The organism is Salinivibrio sp. MA607, from assembly GCF_001996245.1.
Taxonomy (GTDB): Bacteria; Pseudomonadota; Gammaproteobacteria; order Enterobacterales; family Vibrionaceae; genus Salinivibrio; species Salinivibrio costicola.
Genome location: NZ_MUFJ01000005.1, coordinates 115,563 through 140,921, shown reverse-complemented (window position 1 = coordinate 140,921; position 25,359 = coordinate 115,563). Strand labels below are relative to the sequence as shown.

The window sequence follows — 25,359 nt, the reverse complement described above, 5'->3', positions numbered from 1 at the left end:
AGATAAGGTTTCTATGTGGGGTCATGCTATCGCGCACTGCTCTTTTTGGTTGCCATTGAACGTAATTAGCTATTTACCATAAAATAGCTAATTACTACTTCCTTTAATCGTCATTATTCCAACACGTTTGGTCTAATTCGATTCAACTCAGCGGTAATTAGTGATCAGAAAGCGTTAACGGCTGATGCGTGTAAAGCACCGCACTCAGACTCGCTGCTCGCACTGGCTTAGTGACAAAGTCGTTCATGCCAGCCCGAACACAGCGTTGCTTGTCCTCGTCCATGGCATTGGCAGTTAAAGCAATAATCGGCTGCTTAAAGCCAGATGCGCGTAACGCTTTTGTCGCGGCAATTCCATCCATGACTGGCATCGACATATCCATTAAAACAATATCAAATTCAGTCTGCTTTACATGCTCTAGCGCTTCTTCGCCGTTTGATGCAAGCACCACAGTGTGGCCTTGCTTTTCTAACATCAAACGCACAACCATCTGATTGGCGCGGCTATCTTCAGCGACTAAAATCACCATAGGTTGCACATTGCCTGCCGGTATCGCCGGCGTTGGCTGATGTTTTTCGGCATCTTGTGGGGTCGCAACAATGGGCAAGCGAACACAAAAGTCTGTGCCCTGGCCAAGCTCACTGTCTACATCGATACGTCCACCCATCATCTCAACCAGTTTTTTACAGATGGATAAACCAAGGCCTGTTCCACCAAACCGACGAGTAATGCTGCCGTCTGCTTGGGTAAAGGGATCGAAAATGCGTCCAATCTGGCTTTCATCAATGCCAATTCCCGTGTCTTTTACCCTCAGGATCAGTACATCACCATCCGTATTAAGTGACACTGTCACACCGCCTTGATCGGTAAACTTTAATGCGTTGGCTATTAGGTTAAGTAAAATCTGAGTAAAGCGATTCTCATCCATATAAAGCGTATCAGGGACAGAGGGAGACACTGATGCGGATAAATGGATACGTTTTTTATCGGCACGTTCAATGAGCTGTTGATAAACGTTAGTGACACAGTCACTTGGCTTCATTAAGGAGGGAGAGAGGGAAAAACGATTTGACTCAATTTTAGATAAATCAAGCACATCACTGATTAATGTCAATAGCAGTTGAGCGGATTTATCCATCTGCCCTACCCACTCTTTTTGCTCTAAGGTTAGCCGCGAATGTTGTAGTGCATCAATCAAGCCCAATACCGCATTTAGCGGCGTTCGTATTTCGTGGCTCATTACAGCAAGAAACTGTGATTTGGCGTTATTGGCCAGTTCAGCCTGACGACGCGCTTGTTGCAGCTCGACAACGCGACGCTTGGTGGCGGTAATATCTTTGGCGGTGCYGCGATAGCCTGACAATTGCCCTTTTTTATTGTAGCAAGGTCGGCCAGAGAGGCTTACCCAGTAGTCATGCGCACGAGATGCAATATGCCACTCAATGTCACTAAAAGATTCTTCGCGGGATATAAGCTGTTCAAGCCGTGCTTTTAATTCTTTATCTGATTTTATTTTCGCCAGCAATGCCTCGGCATCAATATGGATATCTGTATTAGGCGAAGATAGATACGTGAGCTGAAACGCATTATCAAGCTCCCAAAACCAGTCACTTGCTGTTTGTGCAAAATCCTGGAAGCGTTGACGACTTGCATTAAGCTCCTGGGTTCGGCTACTGACAAGCGCATGCAAGCGGTGTCGATAGTCGATATCCATAATGGTCCGCTCGATCAATGGACGAAATCGATCGACGACCTGCTGAGCTTCGTTATTGAACGAATCACGACGATGTGAAAATAAAATCAGCATGACTTCGCTGTCATTGACCGTTAAGCCGCTGATCAGTGCTGTACCTTGAAGATAACTGGCATATTGATGGGTTAAGCAGTGAAGCTCTTTGATCATGCCTGGCTTATAAATAGCAACCGTCTCTCCTTTTACACAACGGTGAAACACGTCCCCTGTTTGCCACGTTACCGTTTCTAGCAATCGCTCCGTAGACACTAAACAGCGAAACGCATCTTCCGTTTCACGATTACGACTCAGCGCGACCGCACTATCAAAATTCACATAGCGATGAATAACGTCGAGCAATGACGCAAAGATATCTGTCTTCGATGTGGCTTCTGTCATAGCAGAAATGGCAGACAGAATTGCATCGTTCTCTTCTCTTAACCGTTTTTCTCTGGCCTCAACGCGGCTGAGTTCAAATAAGGTTTCTTGCAACGATTCAGAGTCTGAACGTTCAGAAGCCGATAAGCGTTTCGACATCTTGATTAATCCTTATGAAATAGCACAGCCGAGATCATTAAGTTACCGTGAGATAACTCTCCCCCTTTAAAGAGACCTTGCTCGCCAAACGTAAAGGGGCATACAAAAGGAGCGTTATACAAGGCCGTATTGATATTCTCAGCCACTTGGTCGAGGCGATCTTTTACATGCAACATGCATCCAGCGCAGTAGATCGCTAATCCACCCAGAGGCTCAGGCTGACACAGTGCATGATCATTTGCTGACTCCACCACTCGACTAGCTCGCGAAATGAGCCCCTCGCTGGTTCCCGACATAAAATAGACAGTTTGGCCAACCTCAAGCTGAGAAAATAACTCCATATGACCTTGCGCATTAATAAATGTCGGATGCGACAATGTGTAGTATGGCAAACCATGTATTGTGCCGGTTTGAGTGCCTAGCGGATAAAGCGTGGATTGAGAGAAAAGCGAATCTGTAGGATCAAGAGTCAATCCAGTTTCTGACTCGTACCAGCGTTTATACACTTCGGCAGCAGGTTGATGATTTAAGCTCACCAATGCGCGACCACGCACATCCGTCACCGTCGCATGCCTTTGAGTCGGTGCATAGCCAGAATGGAACGAGTAACTGACCCGAGCTGAGGGATAAAAAACGCTGATCGCGATGCCGGACGTTGCTGTTTGCTTATGATCGAAAATAGCCCAGTTTCCACCGACTGTTTCTGCCGCGGCCGAACCACCGATGACGGGAACAGATACGCCTAGCTCTTCTCGGATTGCCGATAAGGTTGCCTCTTCTTCACCAGGCGTGCTGTGCAACGCAATCAATTTGGGTAACTCGCCGCATCGCCCACTTTCTTCAATCGCTTGAGTCAGTGCCATACGCGCCGAGTCGCGCACATGGCGGTGTGCTTGATGGGAGACCAAGGCTGAGCCATAACTCCCTTTATCATCACTGCATGCCCAGATAGCTGCCGCAGGACCGCTGGTACATCCATTTTGGGTCATCACGCCATAACACGTAGAACAGCCGATGAGTGGTACGCCCGGAAAAAGACGATATAAGGTACGTTGAAGCGCTTGAACGTCATAATGCTCAGTAAAGTAGATCATCAAAAGCTTAGGCGTACTGATACGCGTTTTGATGGTGCGCGCCAATGCATAGGCGGCTTGTACTGCGTCATCAGCTTGAGTTCGTGCCGTTGCTATCTTCATGTCACCGTTACGTTGATAGGAATATGAGTGTATGACAGTGCTAATGATACATGTATCAAGCGATCAATTCATTGTTCTCGGTGGCTGAAATAGATTCTAAACTGACGTATCCTATACGCCCTTTATATCAATTGAGCGTTGAACATGGATTGTCGACCCGTTGCGCTATTGGGTGGCGCGAGCACTTTAGGCGCCACGATTGCTTATCAACTTGCCGCTCAAGGCTATACCCCCATTATTATCGATCACAATCAGGCCTCTGCACTTGATATCGTTGCTCATGAACCTAGAGTTCGATTTAAATCAGTTCCGGCGCTTACCGTCGACGCTCTTACCGCTGCCTTATCGCAAAGTGTATCTCAACTTGCACCGCTAACTGGCGTAGTTCAGGTTGCCAAAGACGGTGAACGGTACATGCGACTGTTGGGGTATCCAGTTTTAGATCAATTTTGTCAAGCTGACGCGGCTTGTGTCATGATTTCTCCACATGGGGGGCTAATAAAGCCCCGTCTCGATGACATACCGGACACAAACTTCTTGCAACGGATTAACAGTGTCACTTTCTGGTTGGATCACAATTTTAACAGTGGTGATGAAACATTATCAGTGCGTGAAAAGTGCGAAGTTTTATCACCACTGGTTTGCTTTCTTTTAGGGGAAGAATCAAAACGCATTAATAATCAGGTTTTTAGCGTTAAACTGTAACTGTGTAAATATAAAAACCATCATAAATAAGCATTTTCTTTAGTAATAAAGCACTGCATCGATAAATACGATATAAACCGCACTTATTTATCCTTTTTCTGGGTAATTAAATTTAAATTGATACCGATCAAAGACAACGTTAAATATACCCATATCGGTAGGGAGATCGTGACGAGACCATTGCCAATTAGTCCGGTATCCTTCCCCTTCTTGAACCTGTTTTATGCTTAGCTCAGGTGATTGCTTCCCCTTTTGATCCCAGTACGCGGAGTGAGGTTTACTCTCTGAAAATAAAGAAAAATATATAGTGTCAGTCTTCCTTATCCATTCATACGCGACTTTTTCTTGAGATTGTGATGTGCCACAAAAACCAGTCGCATCCTTACAATCTATAATTGTCAGTCCTGGCGTATAAATGACCGTGCGYCAAAAGAAGGCGATCACTAAAAGTGTAAGCATAACGATAATTTGCGCTAATCGCCCGCGAGTGAGTTTTTCTGCTGCCATGTGTGGCCTTCTCCATGTTACAGAGGTCAAAGTTTTATCAGAAAGGGAGGTAAGCCTCACGAAGTGTGTGGGTTAGCCCCTGTTTTTTAACCAGTATCTACAGTATGATTCTGGTCGAAAATGCCATTTTTACAAAGAAATAGCAACGGAGTGTATAAAGCGGTTAAAAACCGTACGCAGCTGAGCGATTTCGTAAAAAAGGTATGTTAATAGACGAAGCGGAGGCTTCGTTCGTATCAAACGTGAGTGTAGTTAACCAAAAGTGGAAGCATGCAATATGAGCCAAGTTAAGCAGCTTGAACAAGACTACAACTACCGCGTTGTCCGCCAATTTACTCTAACAACCATTTTGTGGGGTATTGTGGGCATGGCGGTAGGTGTACTTATTGCCGCTCAGTTAGTGTGGCCTGCACTGAACTTTGATGTTCCGTATTTGACGTACAGCCGTTTGCGTCCACTGCATACTAACGCAGTGATTTTCGCATTCGGCACCAGTGCGCTGTTTGCAACGTCGTATTATGTTGCACAACGTACTTGTCAAACACGGTTATTCGGAGGGAAGTTAGCAGAGTTCACCTTCTGGGGTTGGCAAGCCATTATCCTTTCAGCAGCTATTTCGTTGCCAATGGGATACACCACCTCCAAAGAGTACGCTGAACTAGAGTGGCCAATCGATATCGCCATTGCGGTGGTATGGGTGGCATACGCTATCGTGTTCTTTGGCACATTAATTAAGCGTAAAACCTCGCATATTTACGTTGCGAACTGGTTCTTCGGTGCCTTTATTTTGACCATTGCTGTCTTGCATATCGTTAACAGCATGGCAATCCCAGTTTCACCGATGAAGTCTTACTCCATTTATGCCGGTGCAGTCGATGCAATGGTACAGTGGTGGTATGGACATAATGCGGTCGGGTTTCTATTGACAGCTGGCTTCCTGGGTATGATGTATTATTTCGTTCCCAAGCAAGCTGGTCGTCCTGTTTATTCTTACCGTTTGTCTATTGTCCACTTCTGGGCGCTGATCTCTCTGTATATCTGGGCGGGACCTCACCACCTTCATTATACGGCTTTGCCTGACTGGACTCAGTCGCTGGGTATGGTGATGTCGCTGATCTTATTTGCGCCTTCTTGGGGCGGTATGATTAACGGTATTATGACCCTCTCTGGCGCATGGCATAAACTACGTTATGACCCGATTCTGCGTTTCTTAATCGTGTCCCTGTCCTTCTATGGTATGTCGACGTTTGAAGGGCCGATGATGTCAATCAAAACGGTGAATGCGCTATCGCACTATACCGATTGGACGATTGGCCACGTACACTCTGGTGCGCTCGGCTGGGTTGCGATGGTGTCAATCGGCTCTATCTACCACTTGATTCCAAAACTGTTTGGTCAAGAGCGTATGTACTCCGTTTCACTGGTAAACGTACACTTCTGGCTAGCCACCATTGGTACCGTACTTTACATCGTCGCGATGTGGATTTCTGGTGTCATGCAAGGCTTGATGTGGCGCGCAGTGAATACGGATGGCACATTGACGTACAGCTTTGTGGAGTCATTAGAAGCCTCCTACCCGTTCTATTTTGTCCGCTTTATCGGTGGTGCAATTTTCCTATCAGGCATGTTCTTGATGGCTTACAACGCATATAAAACGATTCGTGCGCCGGAAGCTAGCTTGAAATCGCTTGAGCCTGCGGTGTAAGGAGGACGATTAAATGAGTTCAAATCGCCACGAGATAGTAGAAAAAAACACAGGCTTGCTCGCGATCTTAATCATTGTCGCCATTAGTTTTGGCGCCTTAGTGGAAATCACACCACTGATTTATCAAGAGCAAACCACTGAACCGGTTGATAACCTTCGTCCGTATACAGCCTTAGAGATGGAAGGACGTGATATTTACATCCGTGAAGGTTGTAATGTTTGTCACAGCCAAATGGTTCGTCCATTCCGGGCCGAAACTGAGCGCTATGGTCACTACGGCGTTGCAGGTGAAAGCGTGTGGGAGCATCCATTCTTATGGGGTTCTAAACGTACAGGTCCTGATCTCTCCCGTGTTGGGGATCGGTATTCTGACGAATGGCACCGCGTTCACTTGATTAACCCACGTGACGTCGTGCCTGAATCGAATATGCCTGGTTTCCCATGGCTAGCAGAAAATACGCTAGACGGAGAGACAACGGCTGCGAAGCTTGAAGTGTTCCGCGATCAATTTGGTGTGCCATACACCGATGAAGATATTAAGAACGCAGAAGCCGCGGTTAAAGGCAAAACGGAGATAGAAGCGTTGATTGCTTATCTTCAGTCACTAGGTCACGCAATGAAGTAATAAGGAGGGCCTATGGATATCGGCACCTTTCATAGTATTTGGACCGTGGTCCTATTTGTTAGCTTCATTGGGATCGTTGTTTGGGCTTATAGCAAACGTCGCAAAAAACACTTTGATGAAGCGGCTAACCTGATTTTCGACGAAGAAGAAAAGGGTCAGGATAAGCCCAATAACAAGACAGGAGATAATCGCTAATGAGTRCGTTTTGGAGTATCTTCGTAACAGTCATCGTACTCGGCACGATTGCTGGCTGTGCTGCCCTTATCATTTGGACGACCAAAGATAAAATGGGCGTCGCAGAGGGCGATGACATGGGTCACGACTACGATGGTATTCGTGAGCTGAATAACCCACTTCCCAAGTGGTGGTCATACATGTTTTGGGCCACATTGGTATTTGGTTTGGGGTACCTCATCCTTTACCCGGGGTTAGGTAACTTTGCTGGTGTATTAGGTTGGAAGAGCTCTTACCAAAATGTTAGCAACGTTGATGAATCACGCGAGTTAATGGCGAAGGCACAAGAAGCTCAGCACATTAACCAATACGCGATGGAACTCGACGCTGCAGACAAAGTGTTTGGTGAGGCATTCCGTCAACTCGCTTATCAAGAAGATGGCAAGTCACTGCGTCCGATAACACAAATTGCGCGCAATGAAGAAGCCTTAAAGGTTGGCCAACGTTTGTTTAGCCAAAACTGTGCTGCTTGCCATGGGTCGGATGCACGAGGTCAAGCCGGCTTCCCTAACCTAACGGACGATGCTTGGCTATACGGTGGTGAACCTGAAACCATCAAAGCCACTTTGCTCCACGGCCGAAAAGGTAATATGCCAGCTTGGCTAGATACCATGGGTGAAGAGGGTGTCCAAGAAGTTGCCGCTTACGCGTTAAGTTTGTCAGGCCGTAAAGTCGACCCGCAAATGGCTGCAAAAGGTAAAACCCGATTTGTGGTATGTGCCGCTTGTCATGGAACAGATGGTAAAGGTAACCCTGCTTTCGGTGCGCCGGACTTAACCGACAACATCTGGCTATACGGTGGCTCACGTCGAGCGGTGGAACAAACCATTCGTGGTGGCCGTCAAGGTGTTATGCCCGCATGGGAAGCGCATCTTGGCGAAGAAAAAATTCAGATACTCTCTGCCTATGTATGGCGTTTGAGTAATCCTGAAGTAGAATAGAGACTTACGTATAAACTGGCCCCTGCTTGCAGGGGCTTCCTAATGCTCATCCCAAGGAGCTTCAGATGATAACCCCCTGGTACAAGCAGTTTTGGCCTTGGTTCCTTATCGCCCTACCAGCGACTGTCGTCGTCGCAAGTCTATCTACCTTTGCGTTATTTCAAAAAAATGCGGTTTCTCTTGTTGCGGAAGACTATTACAAGAAAGGAAAAGCCATTAACCTTGATTTATCGAAGTTGAAAGTCGCAGACCAACTTGGTATTTCAGCGCAACTGTCAGCGACTGAAGACGCAATTGCCATCGCACTTGATAAAGGGCAACTTGATACATTTCCGACGCTGAAAGTTCACATACAACATCGTACCTTAGAGCGTAAGGACGTGAATGTCATGGTAAACCCAAATCAAGCTGGTATTTATCATATCGATTTGGCCGAGCCTATGTTAGGCCCTTGGTTTATAGAACTGGCGTCGTTTGACAAACAGTGGAAGGTCAACGGTCGTATTAATTTCCCTCTCTCGAATACCCTGACGTTAAGCGGTAAACAATAACCATGACTACTCCCTGTTATCACTGTGGTGATCCTGTTTTAACAGGCGACACCTTCCAAGTCGTGATCTTCGATAAACCTCGCCTTATGTGTTGCCCTGGCTGCCAGGCTGTGGCAACCACTATCGTAGACAGTGGTTTGAGCTCTTATTATCAGTATCGTACCGAGAACGCGGATAAAGCAGAGTTGGTGCCAGAAGAGCTTAAATCACTGACTTTGTATGATAACCAAGATATACAACAAGAGTTTGTTCGTGATGTTGCCGATCAAAAAGAAGTCCCTCTTTCATTAGATGGCGTTTCTTGCGCGGCCTGWGCATGGCTGATTGAAAAACAATTGCAGAGAACCAAGGGGGTTACCCATATTCAAGTTAACACCACCACCAACCGTGCCCTGGTTCGTTGGGATGATAGCGAAACATCACTGAGCACAATACTCACACGCATTCATCATCTTGGGTATAAAGCAGCCCCTTTTGAAGCGGATAAGCAAGAGCAGCAATACCATCGTAATATGAAGCAATATCTCTATCGGTTAGGGATTGCTGGCCTCGCGACAATGCAGGTGATGATGTTAGCGGTGGCAATGTATTTCGAAGTGTTTGGCGATATGGATGAAACCTTTCGCAACTACTTCCGCTGGATTAGTCTTATCTTTGCCACCCCTGTTCTACTGTATTCCGCCTTACCTTTTTACACTAATGCATGGCGTAATCTAAAAGCCAGAACGCTCGGTATGGATGTCCCCGTTTCGATTGCCCTACTTTTTGCCTATTTCTCGAGCTTATACGCAACGGTAACAGGTAAAGGTGAGGTCTTTTTTGAATCGGTGGCAATGTTCACCTTCTTCTTATTGTTGGGGCGCTTTTTAGAAATGCGCGCCAGGCGTACAGCGGCAGCAGCCAGTGCCAATTTATTGAAATTGGTGCCGAAGATGGCACGTCACCTTACGGGTGAAACCGTTCCGGCCAACAGCTTAAAGGTCGATGATCACGTTCGGGTGTTACCGGGAGAGCCTTTTCCCGCCGATGGGCGAATCCTGTCAGGCAAAACATCAGTAGACGAAGCCATGTTGACCGGAGAGTCGTTGCCACAAACCAAACAAAGCGGTGATACCGTGTATGCCGGCACCATGAATGTTGAGGGCAATGTCGACATCACCGTCATTAATAACCATAAAGAATCGCTCGTCGCGCACATTGTTCGCCTACAAGATGAAGCACAGATGGCAAAGCCCAAAGTCGCTGTTTTGGCGGACCAAATTGCGCGTTATTTTGTCGCTGCTATTCTCATTATTTCTGCATCGACGTGGCTCTATTGGCACTTTTCTCGACCTGATGATGCTTTCTGGATCATGCTGTCGGTGCTCGTTGCAACCTGCCCCTGTGCGCTGTCGTTAGCGACACCTACCGCGTTGACCTGCTCGACGTCAACATTTGGTCAACTCGGCATTATGTTGCGTCGAGGACATGTCTTAGAAACGTTAACCAAAGTGAATCGATTAGTGGTCGATAAAACCGGCACATTAACCAAAGGCACCGTGCAGATCAGTACGATTGAGATCAACAGCGACACGTTGACAGAGCAACGGGTGATCAATATTGCCGCTAGCCTGGAAGCGTTCGCCAATCACCCGATAGCGAACGCATTTCAGGCTCGGGCCACGGAAAAAGTCAACGTCGGCGCTGCCGATAATCATATCGGGCAAGGCGTGAGTGGCACTATCGATGGCCAATATTGGCGCATTGGTAAAGCCAGTTTCGCGTTATCAGACGGGGCTGAAAGCTACCAATCGTATCCGGTCATACTCAGCTGCGATAACAAACCGGTCGCGGCATTCTCGCTTATCGACCCCATCCGGCCCAGTAGTGCCAGATTACTTGCCGCGTTCAAGGACGCGGGCATCCAAACGACAATGTTAACCGGCGATCAGTCACGCAATGTCAAACAAGTCGCTGATGAGCTCGGTATAGACTCTGTTGTATCTGGCGTGTCTCCTCAAGGCAAACTGTCATATCTTCAAAGCCTTGATAGTCGTACAATTACCTTGATGATCGGTGATGGTGTTAATGATGCGCCCGTTTTAGCGGGTGCCCATTTATCCGTTGCAATGGGAGGCGGAACCGATATCGCGAAGTCATCCGCCGATATGGTACTTCTTGGTGATGATTTAGAAAAACTGCTAACTGCAAGACGTCTTGCTCAACAAACGCGACGAATCATTCGAGAAAACTTAGCCTGGGCATTGGGCTACAACGTGACCATTTTGCCTTTGGCTGTCATGGGCTTTGTCGCGCCATATGTTGCTGTGGTCGGAATGTCTGCTAGCTCCATTATTGTGGTGTCTAACTCGCTGCGCCTGCTCAATAAAAAATAAGGATAGCGTTATGGCTAGTTTGTACATCTTGATTCCGATTGCGATCATGCTGGTGTGTGTCGCCGGCGTCGTCTTTATTTGGGCGGTAAAATCCGATCAGTTTGAAGATCTTGAGCGTCAAGGCTCTTCTATTCTTTTCGATGAAGAAGAACCAGAGAAAAAGCCCACTCCTCAGTCAAATGACACTGAGAACACTGACTCGTCACATCATGACAAACGTTGATTTTATCGGTGCACTAGGGATTGGCTTGCTCGGCGCTGGCCACTGCCTCGGTATGTGTGGCGGTGTCGCAGCGGCCATGTCCTTTGGGGTGCCTGCGGAGCGTGCCAAATGGCCCTATATTCTTTTGTACAATTTAGGCCGGATAACCTCTTATATCGTAGCGGGCACACTCATTGGGGGCGCAGTTGCCTCGTTGCTCGCGCTCTCTGACCTCACTCACCACCTTGCCGTATTGCGATTTTTTGCCGCAGTAATGATGCTATTGCTGGCCGCTTATATGGCGCAATTATGGAATGGTCTGAGTTATATTGAGCGTATCGGTAGCAAGCTCTGGCGCTATATTTCGCCTCTTTCTTCTAAGTTGATGCCGTTGCGCTCTCCCCTCTATGCCTACCCTTTTGGTGTGGTGTGGGGCTGGTTACCCTGTGGCCTTGTCTATTCAGCACTCAGTTGGGCTGCCGTTGCGGGAAGTGCGTCTGGCGGCGGATTAGTTATGCTAGGGTTTGGGCTCGGAACGCTACCGGCAATGTTAACGGTTGGCGCGTTTGCAGAACGAATTAAACCAATACTGAATAATCGTCTAGTACGCTTGACATGTGCCATAATGTTGGCAGTTTATGGCCTCTACACCTTACAAGGTGCATTGAAACTCCTTATATAAGGTCGACCTAGCACACGATAATGGTGTAATATGTTAATTGACGTTTTCAAAATCAGGCAGGTGTATGGTGTCGAATAAGATCATCACTCGGCGGGTTCAGTCTGGTGGCTGTGCGATCCATTGTCAGGATTGTAGTATAAGCCAGCTTTGCATTCCCTTTACGTTAAATGAGCAAGAGTTGGATCAACTGGATAGCATCATTGAGCGCAAAAAACCTATTCAGAAAGGCCAAGAATTGTTCAAAGCCGGTGATAATCTTCGAGCGCTCTATGCGATACGCTCAGGAACGGTTAAAACCTATACCATCACTGAACAAGGTGATGAGCAAATTACGGCTTTCCATCTCGCAGGCGATTTAGTTGGCTTTGATGCCATTAACGATAATGAGCATCCAAGTTTTGCTCAGGCGTTAGAAACATCGATGATTTGCGAAATCCCCTACGATACGCTCGACGATTTATCTGGCAAGATGCCAAAGCTTCGTCAGCAAATCATGCGACTAATGAGCAACGAGATAAAAGGTGATCAAGACATGATCTTGCTTTTATCGAAGAAAACAGCAGAAGAGCGTTTAGCCGCTTTCCTGTATAGCCTTTCAAAACGCTTTGCACAACGTGGGTTTTCACCGCGTGAGTTTCGACTAACCATGACTCGTGGTGACATTGGTAACTATCTGGGTCTAACGGTGGAAACCATTAGTCGTCTATTAGGCCGTTTCCAAAAATCAGAGATTCTCGCGGTAAAGGGTAAATACATTACAGTGTTAGACTTAGAAGAGCTGGCACGCCTTGCTGACGAAGAGTGTTTGGTTTAAGCCTTCTTTGGGTAAATAAGTTGTTAATAAATGGCGCTTTAATGCGCCATTTCTCTTTTTTGTTATCGGAACCATGAATTATTTCGCGCTACCCGGTCAACTAGGTTAAAGTGACAGTAACCGATGCATCTGTGCAAAGGAGGCAGATATGTCCAGGTACAGCAACCTTCTCGTCGTTATTGATCCTTCCCAAGAACAACAACCCGCGTTATCACGTGCGGTCACGCTCAGCCAACGAAGTGATTCTGCGGTTAAGCTTACGCTCTTTCTCGCCATTTACGACTTTTCCTATGAAATGACCTCGATGCTTTCGTCTGATGAGCGACAAGCCATGCGTCAAGGTGTCATGCACCAGCGTGAAGAATGGATGAATGAGATCATTCAGTCCCACAATGCACAAGACTGTGAGATTGAAAAAGTCGTCGTTTGGCACAACCGTCCTTACGAAGCGATTGTCGAGCGCGTACTCAGTCATCAGCATGATCTTGTCGTCAAAGCGACGCACAAGCACGACACGCTAGGTTCAGTGATTTTTACCCCAACGGACTGGCACTTACTCCGTAAATGTCCCAGCTCTGTGTTATTGGTAAAAGAGCATGGTTGGCCGGATAAAGGTAAAATTGTCGCGTCCGTTCACGTGGCTTCAGAAACAGAAACCCACGCCGAACTCAACGACAAATTAGTCGATGAAGGCAACGTGATGAGTGCGATGTTGGGCGCTGAGCTACACCTTGCGAACGCCTACCCAGCAACACCGGTGAATATTACTATTGAGCTACCTGACTTTGATCCTAGTGCTTATACCGATGCCGTCAGAGGCCACCATCTCACCGCCATGAAGGCACTGCGTCAGCGCCATCACATCGAAGAGACGCGAACCCATGTTCAAGAAGGCTTGCCAGAGGATGTCATTCCTAATATCGCACGAGAGTTAGATGCAGAGTTGGTGATCCTAGGAACAACTGGCCGCACTGGACTATCGGCTGTCTTTATCGGCAACACAGCAGAGCATATGATTGATCAGCTCGACTGCGATCTGCTTGCGATCAAGCCTGATGGATATATCAGCCCGCTCGATCCCCGAGCCAACGACTAAGTCATTGTCACCCGCCCATACAACAGGCAGTGCAACTCACCGCCTGTTGTTGGCTGTCTTGTTTATATTCATCCCGCCTTTATAGTGACTAGCATTTATAGTCAAAATCCGTATCATACCCGCCATTCATGCACACTGGCAGCTTAATGCGTTTAGACTGCCTGACAACGCGATAGTACTTATGAGCACGCAAGAGCTGAGCAAAGCACAAAAATACGGGTTTAATAAACTGCAAAAGCGCATTCGCCGGAATACAGGCCAAGCCATTGCAGATTTTAATATGATTGAAGATGGCGACCGCATTATGGTTTGCCTTTCAGGCGGCAAAGACAGCTACACCCTGCTTGATATGTTGCAAAGTCTGCAAAAAAGTGCCCCTGTCTCGTTCGAGTTAATCGCCGTTAACTTGGATCAAAAACAGCCAGGTTTCCCTGAGCACATTCTCCCCGAGTATTTAGACGAATTAGGGGTCGAATATAAGATTATCGAAGAAGATACCTACTCGATTGTTAAAGAAAAAGTGCCAGAAGGAAAAACCACGTGCTCACTGTGCTCGCGTCTGCGTCGTGGCATTCTATACCGTACGGCGAAAGAGTTAGGCGCTACCAAAATAGCGCTTGGACACCATCGTGATGATATTCTGGAAACGTTGTTTTTAAATATGTTTTACGGTGGCAAACTAAAAGGCATGCCGCCCAAGCTCGTCTCCGATAATGGCGAACACGTTGTGATTCGTCCATTGGCCTATTGTCGCGAAAAAGATATAGAACGTTATTCAGAGCAGAAAGCGTTCCCTATCATTCCTTGTAACCTGTGCGGATCTCAGCCTAACTTGCAACGCCAAGTGATCAAAGAGATGTTACAGGGCTGGGACAAACGTTACCCGGGACGCATTGAAACCATGTTCCGCGCGATGCAAAACGTGGTGCCCTCACACCTTGCCGATGCGACATTATTCGACTTTAAATCAGTCGCAGCAGGCATGGCTTATGAAGGTGATGGCGATACTGCATTTGATAAGGAAAGTTTTACTGACCCGGCGCCTGACTCAGAAGCGGTCGTTGAAGTAGACCCTGAATTATCACTCGATATTGTCAATCTCAAGGCATAAGATCACAGTGTAATCACTGAATCACAAAAGCGCTCACTGGTTTAGTGAGCGCTTTTTTCTTTCCCTAATCGTTCGAATTTAACCGCTCTTAGCGTTAACAACCTCTAAGATCAGCAAGCAGTTAACCGTTTTTCGGGAGCCAAGGTGATACTTTAATGGGTGCCTCAGGCAGAGTTAATTTAACCTCTTGCCCAAGGCCGCTAGCATCAATGATAGCTTGATGATCATCAATGGTATAATCCTGCCCTTCACTGCTGGTTATTTTCCCTGTCGCCGAGGGCGAAAAATGGATCACCACCCCCTGCGTTTTAGGCATAAACCAAGAGGCAAACATCCCACCCAGGTTTTCCATCATGGTATCCATTTGTGGTAGCCAGTCGCGAACTTGTTGGCTGGTTAGCGTCTTTCCGACCGGCTTATCCACCAACACTTGGAATGAAATATCACAATTTAGCGTTGACGGTGTTTCAACAAAGACATCGGGATTCACTTTACGCAGCTGGTTATCCAACGGCAACGGCAAAGCTTGCGAGGCAGGAATGGTAAATTCCTCATAATGCTCTTTTTTTCGCATCCAAGCTCGTGAGATGGGACAGACCTGACCAGAATCCGCTGATACCATAAAGTACGCCACACCGATATCAGGGTGACCCTCTTCGGTATTGTGCTTTAGTTGGGTAAAGAGTTTGCTATAACTAAAACGGTATGTCTCGGCACTTGCAGGGAAACTGATCATCCCCAATAGCGCCAATACACTGATTACTTTTTTCATCGATACTCCACATACGGGCTTAGCGTGGTTCAGGCATCAAATGTATCCTGGCCTGACGAGGGTGATGACGCGTTTGATTTGTCGGGATTATTCTCGCTTTTGGGTGACACGGTCACTTCGACCCCTACGCCAAACATTTCTCGGTAAATCACGCCTTTAACATTGAAAAGGAAGGGTAACGCCCAAACCAATGCAAAGCCAGCCGTGGCAAAAGAAATGAGAAATAGCACACCCACTACCGCATAAATGGTTGCCATCTGAAACAGCTTTTTGTTTACCGCGCGGAAAGACACACTCAAAGCTTTCATGGGTGTGACACGCTTCTCGCAAATTAATAACGGCGCCATGGAAAAAACCATCGCAACATAAAGGCTAAGCAGCGGAAAAATCAAACTCGCGACACTTTGCAGCGTAGCGGACAAGCAAATCACCACAGTGACGGGTAATGCGAAAGCTAACCCTTTTAGCAGATGACGAGGCTTGGAACGAAAGCCGATCGCATGGCTAAGTCCCATCAAACTTGCCCCAGCATATAAAGGTGCAATCAACACCTCTGACGTGAAGTTAGCTAGCCACACGGAGGAGATCATATCGGTGGTAAGCTCCCGTTGCCCGACAAGCGCCTCAAACAAATGCGAGGGTGCGCCCAGCAACAAAGTAAGCATTAGCATTAGAATACCAATTTGAGTCGCAAATAAGCCCAGCGCCGCGGGTAAGAAAGACCAGAAGTGTTTTAAGGTCTGCGAGAAAGCCTCTTTAATGATCTCAAACGGATCGAGGCGGTAACGGCCATTCAGTGCGGTTTCTATCGACCCGCCCATGTGTATCGCATTATCGTATTCTTGTTGACTCATAATCGTTATCTATCATGACTGATGCACACAGTATATCTGACTGTCGCCCATAGCTAAAAATCATTCTGACGAATCCGGGAAAAATAACCCAAAGTTGTCTGTGTGAGCACTGAAAAGCGTCAAGGATGCTATCCACGCCAGTCATGAAAGGAAATGCATTAAATGGGGAGAAAAATTGCTTTAACTTCGACTTGTGCGCGTCTATTATGCGCCGTCTGTTTTATGGGTACGTATGTACAAGACAATTTGCCAGGTAGAGAGAGAACGAACCATTGAATCACACCCATCTATCTCACAAACCGGTTGTCGAGCTGGCGTCATTAACCAAAAGTTTCGACGGCAAAGAAATTATTTCCCGCTTCAATTTAAGCGTGAATGACGGTGAATTTCTCACCATTCTCGGTCCTTCGGGTTGTGGTAAAACAACCGTATTACGCTTAATTGCGGGGCTTGAAGACGCTGACAGCGGCCAGGTTATCATTGACGGTCAAGATGTCACCGATTTGCCTGCCGAACAACGCAACGTCAACACTGTGTTTCAAAGCTATGCCTTATTTCCCCACATGAGTGTGTTTGAAAACGTGGCATTTGGCTTACGTATGCAAGGTGTGAACCGCAATGAGATCGAACCGCGTGTGATGGAAGCACTGCGCATGGTGCAGCTGGACCACTATGCCTCACGCAAGCCCCACCAGTTGTCAGGCGGTCAGCAGCAGCGTATTGCGATTGCGCGTGCTGTGGTGAATAAACCAAGCGTCTTACTGCTCGACGAATCGCTCTCTGCACTCGATTATAAACTGCGTAAGCAAATGCAAATGGAGCTCAAGCAGCTTCAGCGTAAACTCGGCATTACGTTTATCTTTGTCACCCATGATCAAGAAGAAGCGTTGTCGATGTCTGACCGTATACTGGTCATGCGTGAAGGCGAAATCGAACAAGACGGCTCACCACGTGAGATCTATGAAGAGCCAAAGAACTTGTTTGTCGCCCGGTTTATTGGCGAAATCAATGTCTTTGATGCCACCGTGATTAAACGCATCGATGAAAACCGCATTTGGGCCAGTATTGAATCCCGTGAGTGCGAGGTATTCTGCAAGCTTGATGTGAAGCCTGACGATAAGGTCAAGGTATTGCTGCGCCCTGAAGACATTCGCCTACAAGAAATTAGCGATGATGCGGAGCCTAACGGTATTGTCGGCTACGTACGCGAGCGTAACTATAAAGGCATGACCCTGGATTCAGTGCTCGAGCTTCCGTCAGGGCAAACCGTGATGGTCAGTGAGTTTTTTAATGAAGACGATCCAGATGTTGATCACTCTCTGAATCAAAAAGTCACCTTGACCTGGGTAGAGAGCTGGGAGGTGGTATTGGCCGATGAAAAAGCTTAATCTTCAAACAGCCATTATTGGTTTGGTGGTCGGCTGGTTGTTGGTGTTTGTTTTTTTGCCCAACCTAATGATCATCGTCACCAGTTTTTTAACCCGCGATGACGCCAATCTTATCGAGATGACGTTCACGCTGAGTAACTACGCAAAACTTCTCGATCCTCTCTACGCTAAAGTAGTGTGGCATTCCTTCTACATGGCAGCGTTAGCGACGCTGATTTGTCTGCTTATCGGCTACCCGTTTGCCTTTATTGTTGCCAAGATGCCCAAAAAAATGCGTCCAATGATGCTCTTTTTAGTCATTGTGCCATTTTGGACTAACTCATTAATCCGCACATATGGCCTCAAAATCTTTCTGGGCACGAGAGGGTTACTCAATGAAAGCCTAATGTGGCTTGGGATCATTGAGCGCCCTATCCGTATTATGTACACCGAATATGCGGTCATGATCGGTCTCGTTTATATCTTGCTGCCGTTTATGATTCTGCCGTTGTACTCCAGCATTGAAAAACTGGACAACAGCTACTTAGAGGCGGCACGCGATCTGGGCGCCAACAAGTTACAATGCTTCTTGCGCGTGATCTTACCACTTACTACGCCAGGCATTATTGCCGGTAGTTTACTGGTGATTCTTCCAGCCCTCGGCATGTTCTACGTCTCTGACTTATTAGGTGGGGCGAAAAACCTATTGATCGGTAACGTGATTAAGAGCCAAATCCTCAATGTTCGCGATTGGCCATTTGGTTCCGCGGCCAGTATTTCTCTGACGGTGCTCATGGGGCTGCTGCTATTTGCCTATTGGCGTGTGGGGAAATGGATGAATCGTAAGGAGGCATTATCATGAATCGCTTTGTTAAAGGCAGCTTCCTCTCTTTGGTTTATGCTTTTTTATATATCCCAATTCTGATTTTGATCGTCAATTCGTTCAACGCGAGCAAGTTTGGGATGAGTTGGAAAGGCTTTACTTGGCAATGGTATGAGGAACTTGTAAATAATCATAGCCTGATGCAAGCCGCGGGGAACTCACTGACCATTGCTATTTTTTCTGCTAGTGCGGCCGCTATTATAGGTAGCTTAACCGCGGTAGCACTGTTTCGTTATCGCTTTCGCGGCAAGCAGTTTGTCAATGGTATGCTGTTCGTGGTGATGATGTCGCCCGATATCGTGATGGCTATCTCGCTGTTGGCGCTCTTTATCTTAATGGGCGCACAATTAGGATTTTTGACCTTGCTGCTGTCACACATTACTTTTTGCCTGCCGTTTGTAGTCGTAACGGTTTACAGCCGCTTAAATGGTTTTGATGTCAAAATGCTTGAAGCCGCACGTGACTTAGGCGCGAGCGAATGGGTTATTTTGACCAAAATCATCCTACCGCTTGCCGCTCCCGCGGTTGCAGCGGGCTGGTTACTAAGCTTCACCTTGTCACTGGATGATGTCATCGTCAGCTCTTTTGTCACCGGGCCAGGTTATGAAATCTTGCCGCTCAAAGTTTACTCCATGGTAAAAGTCGGCGTGTCGCCAGAAATTAACGCCCTTGCCACCATTATGCTGATTGTGTCACTCGTGCTGGTCATGTGCTCACAATGGCTAGCCAAAGATCGACTAAAATAATCCATTCCCCAGGGCAGTTGACAGGTCAGCCGCCCTCCTTTTTGTGTTACGAGGAGCTCACCATGGTTAAATGGTCCCCCTTTTTTGCGCTTACCCTGTTCGGTGCATTACTCACGTCTACCGCGACCGCCGCGAACAATGATGTTTTGTATTTCTACAATTGGTCTGAATATATCCCTAATTCGGTTATCGAAGATTTCACCGATGAAACGGGTATTGAGGTGATGTACTCCACCTATGAGTCAAACGAGACCATGTATGCCAAATTGAAAACGCATCCTGAGGGCTATGATCTTGTGGTGCCGTCAACTTACTATGTCGCTAAAATGCGTCAGCAAGGCATGCTACAAAAAATCGACAAATCGCAACTCCAGCATTTTTCAGGTCTGGATCCGGTTAACTTGAACAAACCTTTTGATCCTAACAATGATTATTCTGTGCCCTATATTTGGGGAGCGACAGGTATCGGCGTTAACACCGACTTTATGGACAAAGCCGATGTCTCGAGCTGGGCTGATTTATGGGATCCCAAATGGCAAGGCCAACTGTTGATGATGGATGATGCCAGAGAGCTATTTCATATTGCCCTGCGAAAACTCGGTTACTCTGCCAACACCACAGATCCGGAAGAAATAAAAGCGGCCTATCAGTCACTTAAAACGTTGATGCCAAATGTATTGCTCTTTAATTCTGATTTTCCGGCTAACCCGTTTTTAGCGGGCGAAGTCACCCTAGGCATGCTTTGGAATGGCAGTGCCTACATGGCGCGTCAAGAAGGCGCATCGATCGACATGGTGTGGCCAGAAGAAGGCGCAATTTTTTGGATGGATAGCCTCGCGATTCCAGCGGATGCTAAAAACGTCGATGCCGCGCATAAAATGATCGATTTTCTCTTACGTCCGGAAAACGCCGCTAAGCTTGCCCTGCAGATAGGTTATCCAACGCCAGTGAAAGCCGCCTATCCGTTATTGCCTGCCGCGTTTAAAAATAACCCGCAAATTTATCCACCACAGTCGGTGATGGCTGCCGGCGAATGGCAAAACGATGTAGGTGACGCCAACCGACTTTATGAAGATTATTTTCAACGCTTAAAAGCCGGTATGTGATCCCGCGTACTGTTCTAGACTGTCAGGGGCAAAGACGCCCCTGATTTATCGCTCAAGCGCCAGTATCTCATCCACCAGCTCAGGCACTAAAGTGCTTGCTTTGCCGTAGCGCCGTTCATCAAACTCGCTCTCAACCGCACTGGGTTCGAGGTTGATTTCAATTGTATGCGCGCCATGCATTGCCGCTTCATGCACAAAGCCCGCTGCGGGATACACTGCCCCCGATGTCCCTATAGAGATAAACAAATCCGCTTTATTTAACGCCTCATGAATTTTCCCCATGCCCCATGGCATTTCACCAAACCAAACAACATGAGGCCGCAAAGGTGCCGGCATTTGACAACAGTGGCAGTGGTCAGAAACCGAAATATCACCTTTCCAATCAATGGTTTGCTGAGAGTGACTACAGCGTGCCTTTAATAGTTCACCATGCATATGAATAATATGATGGGTGCCAGCTCGCTCATGGAGATCGTCAATATTTTGTGTCACCACCAGCACAGAGGCATGGGTTGTTTTTTCCAAGTAAGCCAAGGCGTTATGGGCGAGGTTTGGGCTCACTCCCGACTGTAATTGTCGACGGCGATCATTATAAAACTGCTGCACTAACGTCGGATTGCGCTCAAACCCCTCAGGCGTTGCAACATCTTCAATGTGGTGTTCTTCCCACAAGCCATCTTGATCACGAAATGTTTTTATCCCTGATTCCGCTGATATGCCAGCGCCGGTTAAAATTACGATATGTTGATAAGGGAATGTCATACGCCTATCCTTGATAATTCATTAACCTACGCCATTTATACCACTCTCGCCTTTACCATTGAAGCATTGTGGTTTTAGACCTTAGTCGTTGACATAACTCACAAATAAGCGATGTAACGACTGGCTAGACCAATGCTTGGTACTGCTTGGGTTACAATGGCCGCTTATTTCTCGTATCTGTTACTCACTATGAATTTAGAACATTATTATTCTGAGCAAGATGGAAAACTGATTTTTACTCGCCAACAAGCGAGTGACTTTGCGAAACGCGTTGCCGGTGACTTTAACCCCATTCATGATACCGATGCGTCACGATTTTGTGTGCCGGGGGATCTGCTCCTTTCTATTTTGCTCGCAAAAACGGGGATCAGTGAGGAAATTGAAATTCAGTTTAATGGCATGATCAGTGCCAACACCCCTTTAACTATCGTTGAAACAGATGAGGAAGTCACTGTCGTCGACGATGATCAAAAACGCTACCTAACAATGACTCGACGCGGCGCGGTGCGTCATGATCAGGCATTGGCGACCGAAATAGCTACTCATTATGTTCAGTTTTCTGGCAAGAACTTTCCCCACATCATGGTGCCACTGATGCGTGAGCAACAGATGATGATAAACACCGATCGCCCATTGGTGATGTATGAAAAAATGAGCCTAGCATTCGACGATTTATCGATTGCCTCTGCGCAAGTCGAGCTCTCCGATTCAGCAATGCATGTCAGCGGAAAACGAGGAAAAGTTGAGCTCGCCTTTGATTTTATCGTTAACGGCCAACGAGTCGGTCACGGATGCAAGACCATGGTAGCCAGTGGATTACGCCCCTATTGCGAAGCGGCAATTCAAGACCTGGTTGAGCGATTTAATCAGCGAAAGGACGCTTACAGCACCATATAGCCCCGTGACTTTATAGTGTCCTATCGGCCCTGAAGCTCGCTAATCAGGGCCACTCACAGTGATGAAATCGCCCAGTGAATACTGATTCCCTAGAAGCCGTGCCAACTAGAAGCAGTGCTGAATAGCCAAATACTTATTGCGAATATGCTCAATCAATAAGCGTACCTTTTTCGGCGGTTGACGTGTAAACGGATAAACCGCGTAAATCCCAAGTTTTTTTCCCACTTGATCAGGGAAAAGATCAATCAAATCCCCTTCGATTAAATCGTTATACACCAAACAGCGCGGCACATAAGCGATCCCATGACCACTCAACGCTCCCTGGCGCAATGCAATCGGGTTATCCGTAGACAGATTACCTGTCACTTTGATGACTTGATTTTTATCCTCGCCTTTAAACTCCCAATCACTCGCACCTGTGGTCTGATACGCGTATTGCAAGCAGTTATGCTGTTTAAGCTCAATGGGGTGCTGAGGCCTGCCGTGGCGAGCAATATAGCCTGGTGCTGCACATACGACCCACTGAGAATCGAGAATATGGCGAGCGATAAGACTCGAGTCTTCCAAGTACCCTGTACGGATCACTAAATCGAAGCCTTCATCAATCAAATCGACGAAGCGGTTGTTCAAAGACATATCAATATTCAAGCCGGGATATTGACCACAAAACTCAGCGACCGCTTCGGCTAACAATAACTCACCCGAGATTGTCGGGACGGATATCTTTATCTGCCCAGTAATCGCTTCTCCTAGTCCTGCAACAGCATCAAACGCTTCATCAGCGGCCTGCTTCACAGTTTTTGCACCTTGGTACAAGGTACGCCCTGCATCAGTAAGGGTCAGTTTGCGCGTTGTACGGTACAAAAGCTGCACGCCTAAGCCTTCTTCAAGCTTTTTAACACGTTTGCTAACTACGGAATTTGTCAGGGAATTTATTTCCGCGACCTTACTAAAAGAACCATACTCAACAACTTGAGCAAAAAGAACGAGATCATCTGTTTTAGGCATATTGTGTCAGTAATGGAAGTAATTATTTTCATTATTTCCATATATCAGAGAAATGTAAACGCGTAATGTCACACCTTGTTAACATTACGTCACCGAGCTGTCAGCAAAATAACAACACATGAGTGACGCCACTTTTTTACGTGATTTAACGGAAGAGACGCCTAACTAAGGAATACTTATGACAGATACCCTCTACGCCCTCGTTGCGTTCTCACCCATTGTGGTGGCTGCTATTTTACTGGTGGGGTTAAACTGGCCTGCCAAAAAGGCGATGCCGGTTGCCTTTATCATGACAGTCTTGATCGCACTATTCCAGTGGCAAATGAGCGCAGCGCGCGTATCGGCCTCTATTGCCCAAGGACTCATTATCACCGCCGCTGTCCTGTGGATCGTGTTTGGTGCCATCCTTTTACTTAACACGTTAAAGCACACAGGCGCGATCACCGTGATTCGAAATGGTTTTACCACTATCTCGGACGACAGGCGAATACAAGCCATTATCATCGCTTGGTGTTTCGGCTCTTTTATTGAGGGAGCATCTGGGTTTGGGACACCTGCTGCAATTGCCGCGCCACTCTTGGTTGCCATCGGTTTCCCTGCGCTTGCAGCGGTAGTGGTCGGCATGATGATCCAGTCAACCCCTGTGTCATTCGGCGCCGTGGGGACCCCCATTATCGTCGGGGTTAATAAAGGATTAGACAGTCATGCTATTGGTCAGACCCTCACCGCCAACGGCAGCGATTGGGCCACCTACTTGCAGGCAATTACCACGCAAGTCTCGTTTATTCATGCGGTGATCGGCACCCTTATGCCGCTGCTCATGGCTATGATGCTGACCCGTTTTTTTGGAAAAAATAAAAGCTGGAAAGAAGGCTTGGCGGTCGCGCCTTTTGCAATTTTTGCTGGTTTAGCCTTTACGGTTCCCTACGCGCTCACCGGCTGGCTGCTCGGCCCGGAGTTTCCATCACTACTCGGCGGGCTCGTCGGTATTGTGCTGGTCACGATAGCCGCGCGGAAAGGATTTCTTGTTCCCAAGACGCAGTGGGACTTTGATGATGAATCCACGTGGCCGACACATTGGCTAGGATCATTAAAAATGGACCTTAAAATCCAAGATAAACCCATGAGCATGGCTATGGCTTGGACGCCCTATATCCTATTAGCTGTCTTCTTGGTGATTAGCCGCGTCAGCCCAACCGTTAAAACCGCACTCACGGATGTGAGCTTAAGTTTCTCCGCTCTGTTTGGTGAAACGGGCATCAATGCCGCCATTCAGCCTTTATATCTCCCTGGGGGCATTCTGGCATTTGTGGCCTTACTCGCCGTCTTATTACAAGCTCGTCAATTAGCCCCACTAATGACAGCTGCACGCGAGTCGAGTAAAACACTGATCGGCGCCGGCTTTGTCTTGGTCTTTACGATTCCAATGGTGCGTATTTTTATCAACTCAGGCGTGAATGGTGCCGAACTCGTCAGTATGCCCGTTATGACCGCACGATTTGCCGCTGATCTGGTCGGCGATGGCTTCCCAGCGCTGAGTGCAACAATTGGCGCATTAGGCGCATTTATTGCCGGTTCAAACACCGTTTCGAACATGATGTTTAGTCAATTTCAGTTTGAAGTCGCACAGACCCTGGGCGCATCGACGGTGGTTGTCATTGCTCTACAGGCCGTTGGCGCGGCCGCTGGCAATATGATTGCAATACACAACGTCGTCGCCGCCTCTGCAACCGTTGGCTTACTTGGGCGAGAAGGCGCGACGCTCAGAAAAACGATTTTACCCACGCTGTATTATTTAGTCGCGGCCGGCATTATTGGCATTATATTGGTGAACATACTGCAATTTGCTGATGTGCTCACTGTAGCGTAATCTCAATCCATCAGGCCGAGCGTCTCTCGGCCTGCCTGACCACAAGCGGGCCAGCTAGGCTGACCCCAGCCTTTGTAAACA

25 protein-coding genes are annotated in these 25,359 nt (G+C 47.3%); 18 read left to right on the top strand and 7 right to left on the bottom strand.

Going from position 1 to position 25,359, the window contains the following annotated elements:
* Positions 1–157: 157 nt before the first annotated feature.
* Both BZG81_RS04250 and BZG81_RS04245 read right to left on the bottom strand, forming a co-directional pair.
* Positions 158–2,269, bottom strand: a complete 2,112-nt coding sequence (locus BZG81_RS04250) for an ATP-binding protein (RefSeq protein WP_077676813.1) — start codon at positions 2,267–2,269, stop codon at positions 158–160.
* 5 nt (positions 2,270–2,274) lie between these two features.
* Positions 2,275–3,465 carry an FIST signal transduction protein gene (locus tag BZG81_RS04245; RefSeq protein WP_077676812.1) on the bottom strand — a complete coding sequence of 397 codons (1,191 nt, stop codon included), beginning with the start codon at positions 3,463–3,465 and terminating at the stop codon, positions 2,275–2,277.
* Between the two features lie 144 nt (positions 3,466–3,609).
* Here BZG81_RS04245 and BZG81_RS04240 point away from each other — a divergent pair, with 144 nt between their 5' ends.
* Positions 3,610–4,170, top strand: a complete 561-nt coding sequence (locus BZG81_RS04240; protein WP_077576002.1) for a hypothetical protein — start codon at positions 3,610–3,612, stop codon at positions 4,168–4,170.
* Positions 4,171–4,257: 87 nt separating this feature from the next.
* On the opposite strand, the gene BZG81_RS04235 is transcribed toward BZG81_RS04240, so the two are convergent.
* Entirely contained in the window at positions 4,258–4,677 is a 420-nt protein-coding gene (locus BZG81_RS04235) for a hypothetical protein (protein WP_077676811.1), read from the bottom strand.
* 277 nt (positions 4,678–4,954) lie between these two features.
* Here BZG81_RS04235 and ccoN point away from each other — a divergent pair, with 277 nt between their 5' ends.
* The 11 genes from ccoN (at position 4,955) to ttcA (ending at position 15,013) form a co-directional block, all read left to right on the top strand.
* Positions 4,955–6,382, top strand: coding sequence for a cytochrome-c oxidase, cbb3-type subunit I (ccoN, locus tag BZG81_RS04230; RefSeq protein ID WP_077460527.1), 1,428 nt, complete (start codon positions 4,955–4,957; stop codon positions 6,380–6,382).
* Positions 6,383–6,395: 13 nt separating this feature from the next.
* Positions 6,396–7,007, top strand: a complete 612-nt coding sequence (ccoO, locus tag BZG81_RS04225) for a cytochrome-c oxidase, cbb3-type subunit II (protein ID WP_077460526.1) — start codon at positions 6,396–6,398, stop codon at positions 7,005–7,007.
* Positions 7,008–7,019: 12 nt separating this feature from the next.
* On the top strand, positions 7,020–7,202 hold the full coding sequence (locus BZG81_RS04220; protein WP_077460525.1) for a cbb3-type cytochrome oxidase subunit 3: 183 nt from the start codon (positions 7,020–7,022) through the stop codon (positions 7,200–7,202).
* A complete protein-coding gene (gene ccoP, locus BZG81_RS04215; RefSeq protein WP_077676810.1) occupies positions 7,202–8,182 on the top strand; it encodes a cytochrome-c oxidase, cbb3-type subunit III in 981 nt (326 codons plus the stop codon). The genes BZG81_RS04220 and ccoP overlap by 1 nt, the downstream gene beginning before the upstream one ends.
* 65 nt (positions 8,183–8,247) lie before the next feature.
* On the top strand, positions 8,248–8,733 hold the full coding sequence (locus BZG81_RS04210; RefSeq protein ID WP_069362406.1) for a FixH family protein: 486 nt from the start codon (positions 8,248–8,250) through the stop codon (positions 8,731–8,733).
* 2 nt (positions 8,734–8,735) lie between these two features.
* The gene (locus BZG81_RS04205) at positions 8,736–11,108 is read left to right on the top strand and encodes a heavy metal translocating P-type ATPase (RefSeq protein ID WP_077676809.1); all 2,373 of its coding nucleotides are present in this window, start codon (positions 8,736–8,738) and stop codon (positions 11,106–11,108) included.
* A gap of 10 nt (positions 11,109–11,118) precedes the next feature.
* The gene (gene ccoS / locus BZG81_RS04200) at positions 11,119–11,331 is read left to right on the top strand and encodes a cbb3-type cytochrome oxidase assembly protein CcoS (RefSeq protein WP_021023204.1); all 213 of its coding nucleotides are present in this window, start codon (positions 11,119–11,121) and stop codon (positions 11,329–11,331) included.
* Positions 11,318–11,992, top strand: a complete 675-nt coding sequence (locus BZG81_RS04195) for a sulfite exporter TauE/SafE family protein (protein ID WP_077676808.1) — start codon at positions 11,318–11,320, stop codon at positions 11,990–11,992. Before ccoS ends, BZG81_RS04195 begins: the two co-directional genes overlap by 14 nt.
* Positions 11,993–12,056: 64 nt before the next feature.
* Positions 12,057–12,806, top strand: coding sequence for an FNR family transcription factor (locus BZG81_RS04190; RefSeq protein WP_077460521.1), 750 nt, complete (start codon positions 12,057–12,059; stop codon positions 12,804–12,806).
* Between the two features lie 148 nt (positions 12,807–12,954).
* Entirely contained in the window at positions 12,955–13,902 is a 948-nt protein-coding gene (uspE, locus tag BZG81_RS04185; protein WP_021023201.1) for a universal stress protein UspE, read from the top strand.
* 181 nt (positions 13,903–14,083) lie between these two features.
* A complete protein-coding gene (gene ttcA, locus BZG81_RS04180) occupies positions 14,084–15,013 on the top strand; it encodes a tRNA 2-thiocytidine(32) synthetase TtcA (protein WP_077460520.1) in 930 nt (309 codons plus the stop codon).
* 121 nt (positions 15,014–15,134) lie between these two features.
* On the opposite strand, the gene BZG81_RS04175 is transcribed toward ttcA, so the two are convergent.
* A complete protein-coding gene (locus BZG81_RS04175) occupies positions 15,135–15,785 on the bottom strand; it encodes a DUF2987 domain-containing protein (protein ID WP_077460519.1) in 651 nt (216 codons plus the stop codon).
* Between the two features lie 29 nt (positions 15,786–15,814).
* Positions 15,815–16,639: a hypothetical protein gene (locus BZG81_RS04170; protein WP_077661173.1), complete on the bottom strand. Its 825-nt coding sequence runs from the start codon at positions 16,637–16,639 to the stop codon at positions 15,815–15,817.
* Positions 16,640–16,911: 272 nt separating this feature from the next.
* On the opposite strand from BZG81_RS04170, the gene potA reads away from it, so the two are divergent.
* The 4 genes from potA to BZG81_RS04150 all read left to right on the top strand — a co-directional run bounded on the left by potA (position 16,912) and on the right by BZG81_RS04150 (position 20,741).
* On the top strand, positions 16,912–18,027 hold the full coding sequence (gene potA, locus BZG81_RS04165) for a spermidine/putrescine ABC transporter ATP-binding protein PotA (protein WP_025744391.1): 1,116 nt from the start codon (positions 16,912–16,914) through the stop codon (positions 18,025–18,027).
* Positions 18,014–18,868 carry a spermidine/putrescine ABC transporter permease PotB gene (potB, locus tag BZG81_RS04160; protein ID WP_077460518.1) on the top strand — a complete coding sequence of 285 codons (855 nt, stop codon included), beginning with the start codon at positions 18,014–18,016 and terminating at the stop codon, positions 18,866–18,868. The genes potA and potB overlap by 14 nt, the downstream gene beginning before the upstream one ends.
* Positions 18,865–19,635 (top strand): spermidine/putrescine ABC transporter permease PotC, encoded by a 771-nt coding sequence (gene potC, locus BZG81_RS04155; protein WP_077460517.1) that lies wholly within the window; start codon positions 18,865–18,867, stop codon positions 19,633–19,635. Before potB ends, potC begins: the two co-directional genes overlap by 4 nt.
* A 62-nt stretch (positions 19,636–19,697) precedes the next feature.
* Complete coding sequence (locus BZG81_RS04150) at positions 19,698–20,741, top strand: extracellular solute-binding protein (RefSeq protein WP_077661170.1); 1,044 nt, start codon at positions 19,698–19,700, stop codon at positions 20,739–20,741.
* Positions 20,742–20,786: 45 nt separating this feature from the next.
* Here BZG81_RS04150 and cobB read toward each other — a convergent pair whose 3' ends face one another.
* Positions 20,787–21,503 (bottom strand): Sir2 family NAD+-dependent deacetylase, encoded by a 717-nt coding sequence (gene cobB / locus BZG81_RS04145; RefSeq protein ID WP_021023193.1) that lies wholly within the window; start codon positions 21,501–21,503, stop codon positions 20,787–20,789.
* Between the two features lie 189 nt (positions 21,504–21,692).
* On the opposite strand from cobB, the gene BZG81_RS04140 reads away from it, so the two are divergent.
* Positions 21,693–22,400 carry a DUF3581 family protein gene (locus BZG81_RS04140; protein WP_077676818.1) on the top strand — a complete coding sequence of 236 codons (708 nt, stop codon included), beginning with the start codon at positions 21,693–21,695 and terminating at the stop codon, positions 22,398–22,400.
* A gap of 105 nt (positions 22,401–22,505) precedes the next feature.
* Here the strand turns inward: BZG81_RS04140 and BZG81_RS04135 are convergent, their stop codons facing one another.
* Positions 22,506–23,408: a LysR family transcriptional regulator gene (locus tag BZG81_RS04135; RefSeq protein ID WP_077460515.1), complete on the bottom strand. Its 903-nt coding sequence runs from the start codon at positions 23,406–23,408 to the stop codon at positions 22,506–22,508.
* A gap of 178 nt (positions 23,409–23,586) precedes the next feature.
* On the opposite strand from BZG81_RS04135, the gene BZG81_RS04130 reads away from it, so the two are divergent.
* Positions 23,587–25,278 (top strand): L-lactate permease, encoded by a 1,692-nt coding sequence (locus BZG81_RS04130; protein WP_077669094.1) that lies wholly within the window; start codon positions 23,587–23,589, stop codon positions 25,276–25,278.
* The last annotated feature ends 81 nt before the right edge of the window (positions 25,279–25,359 follow it).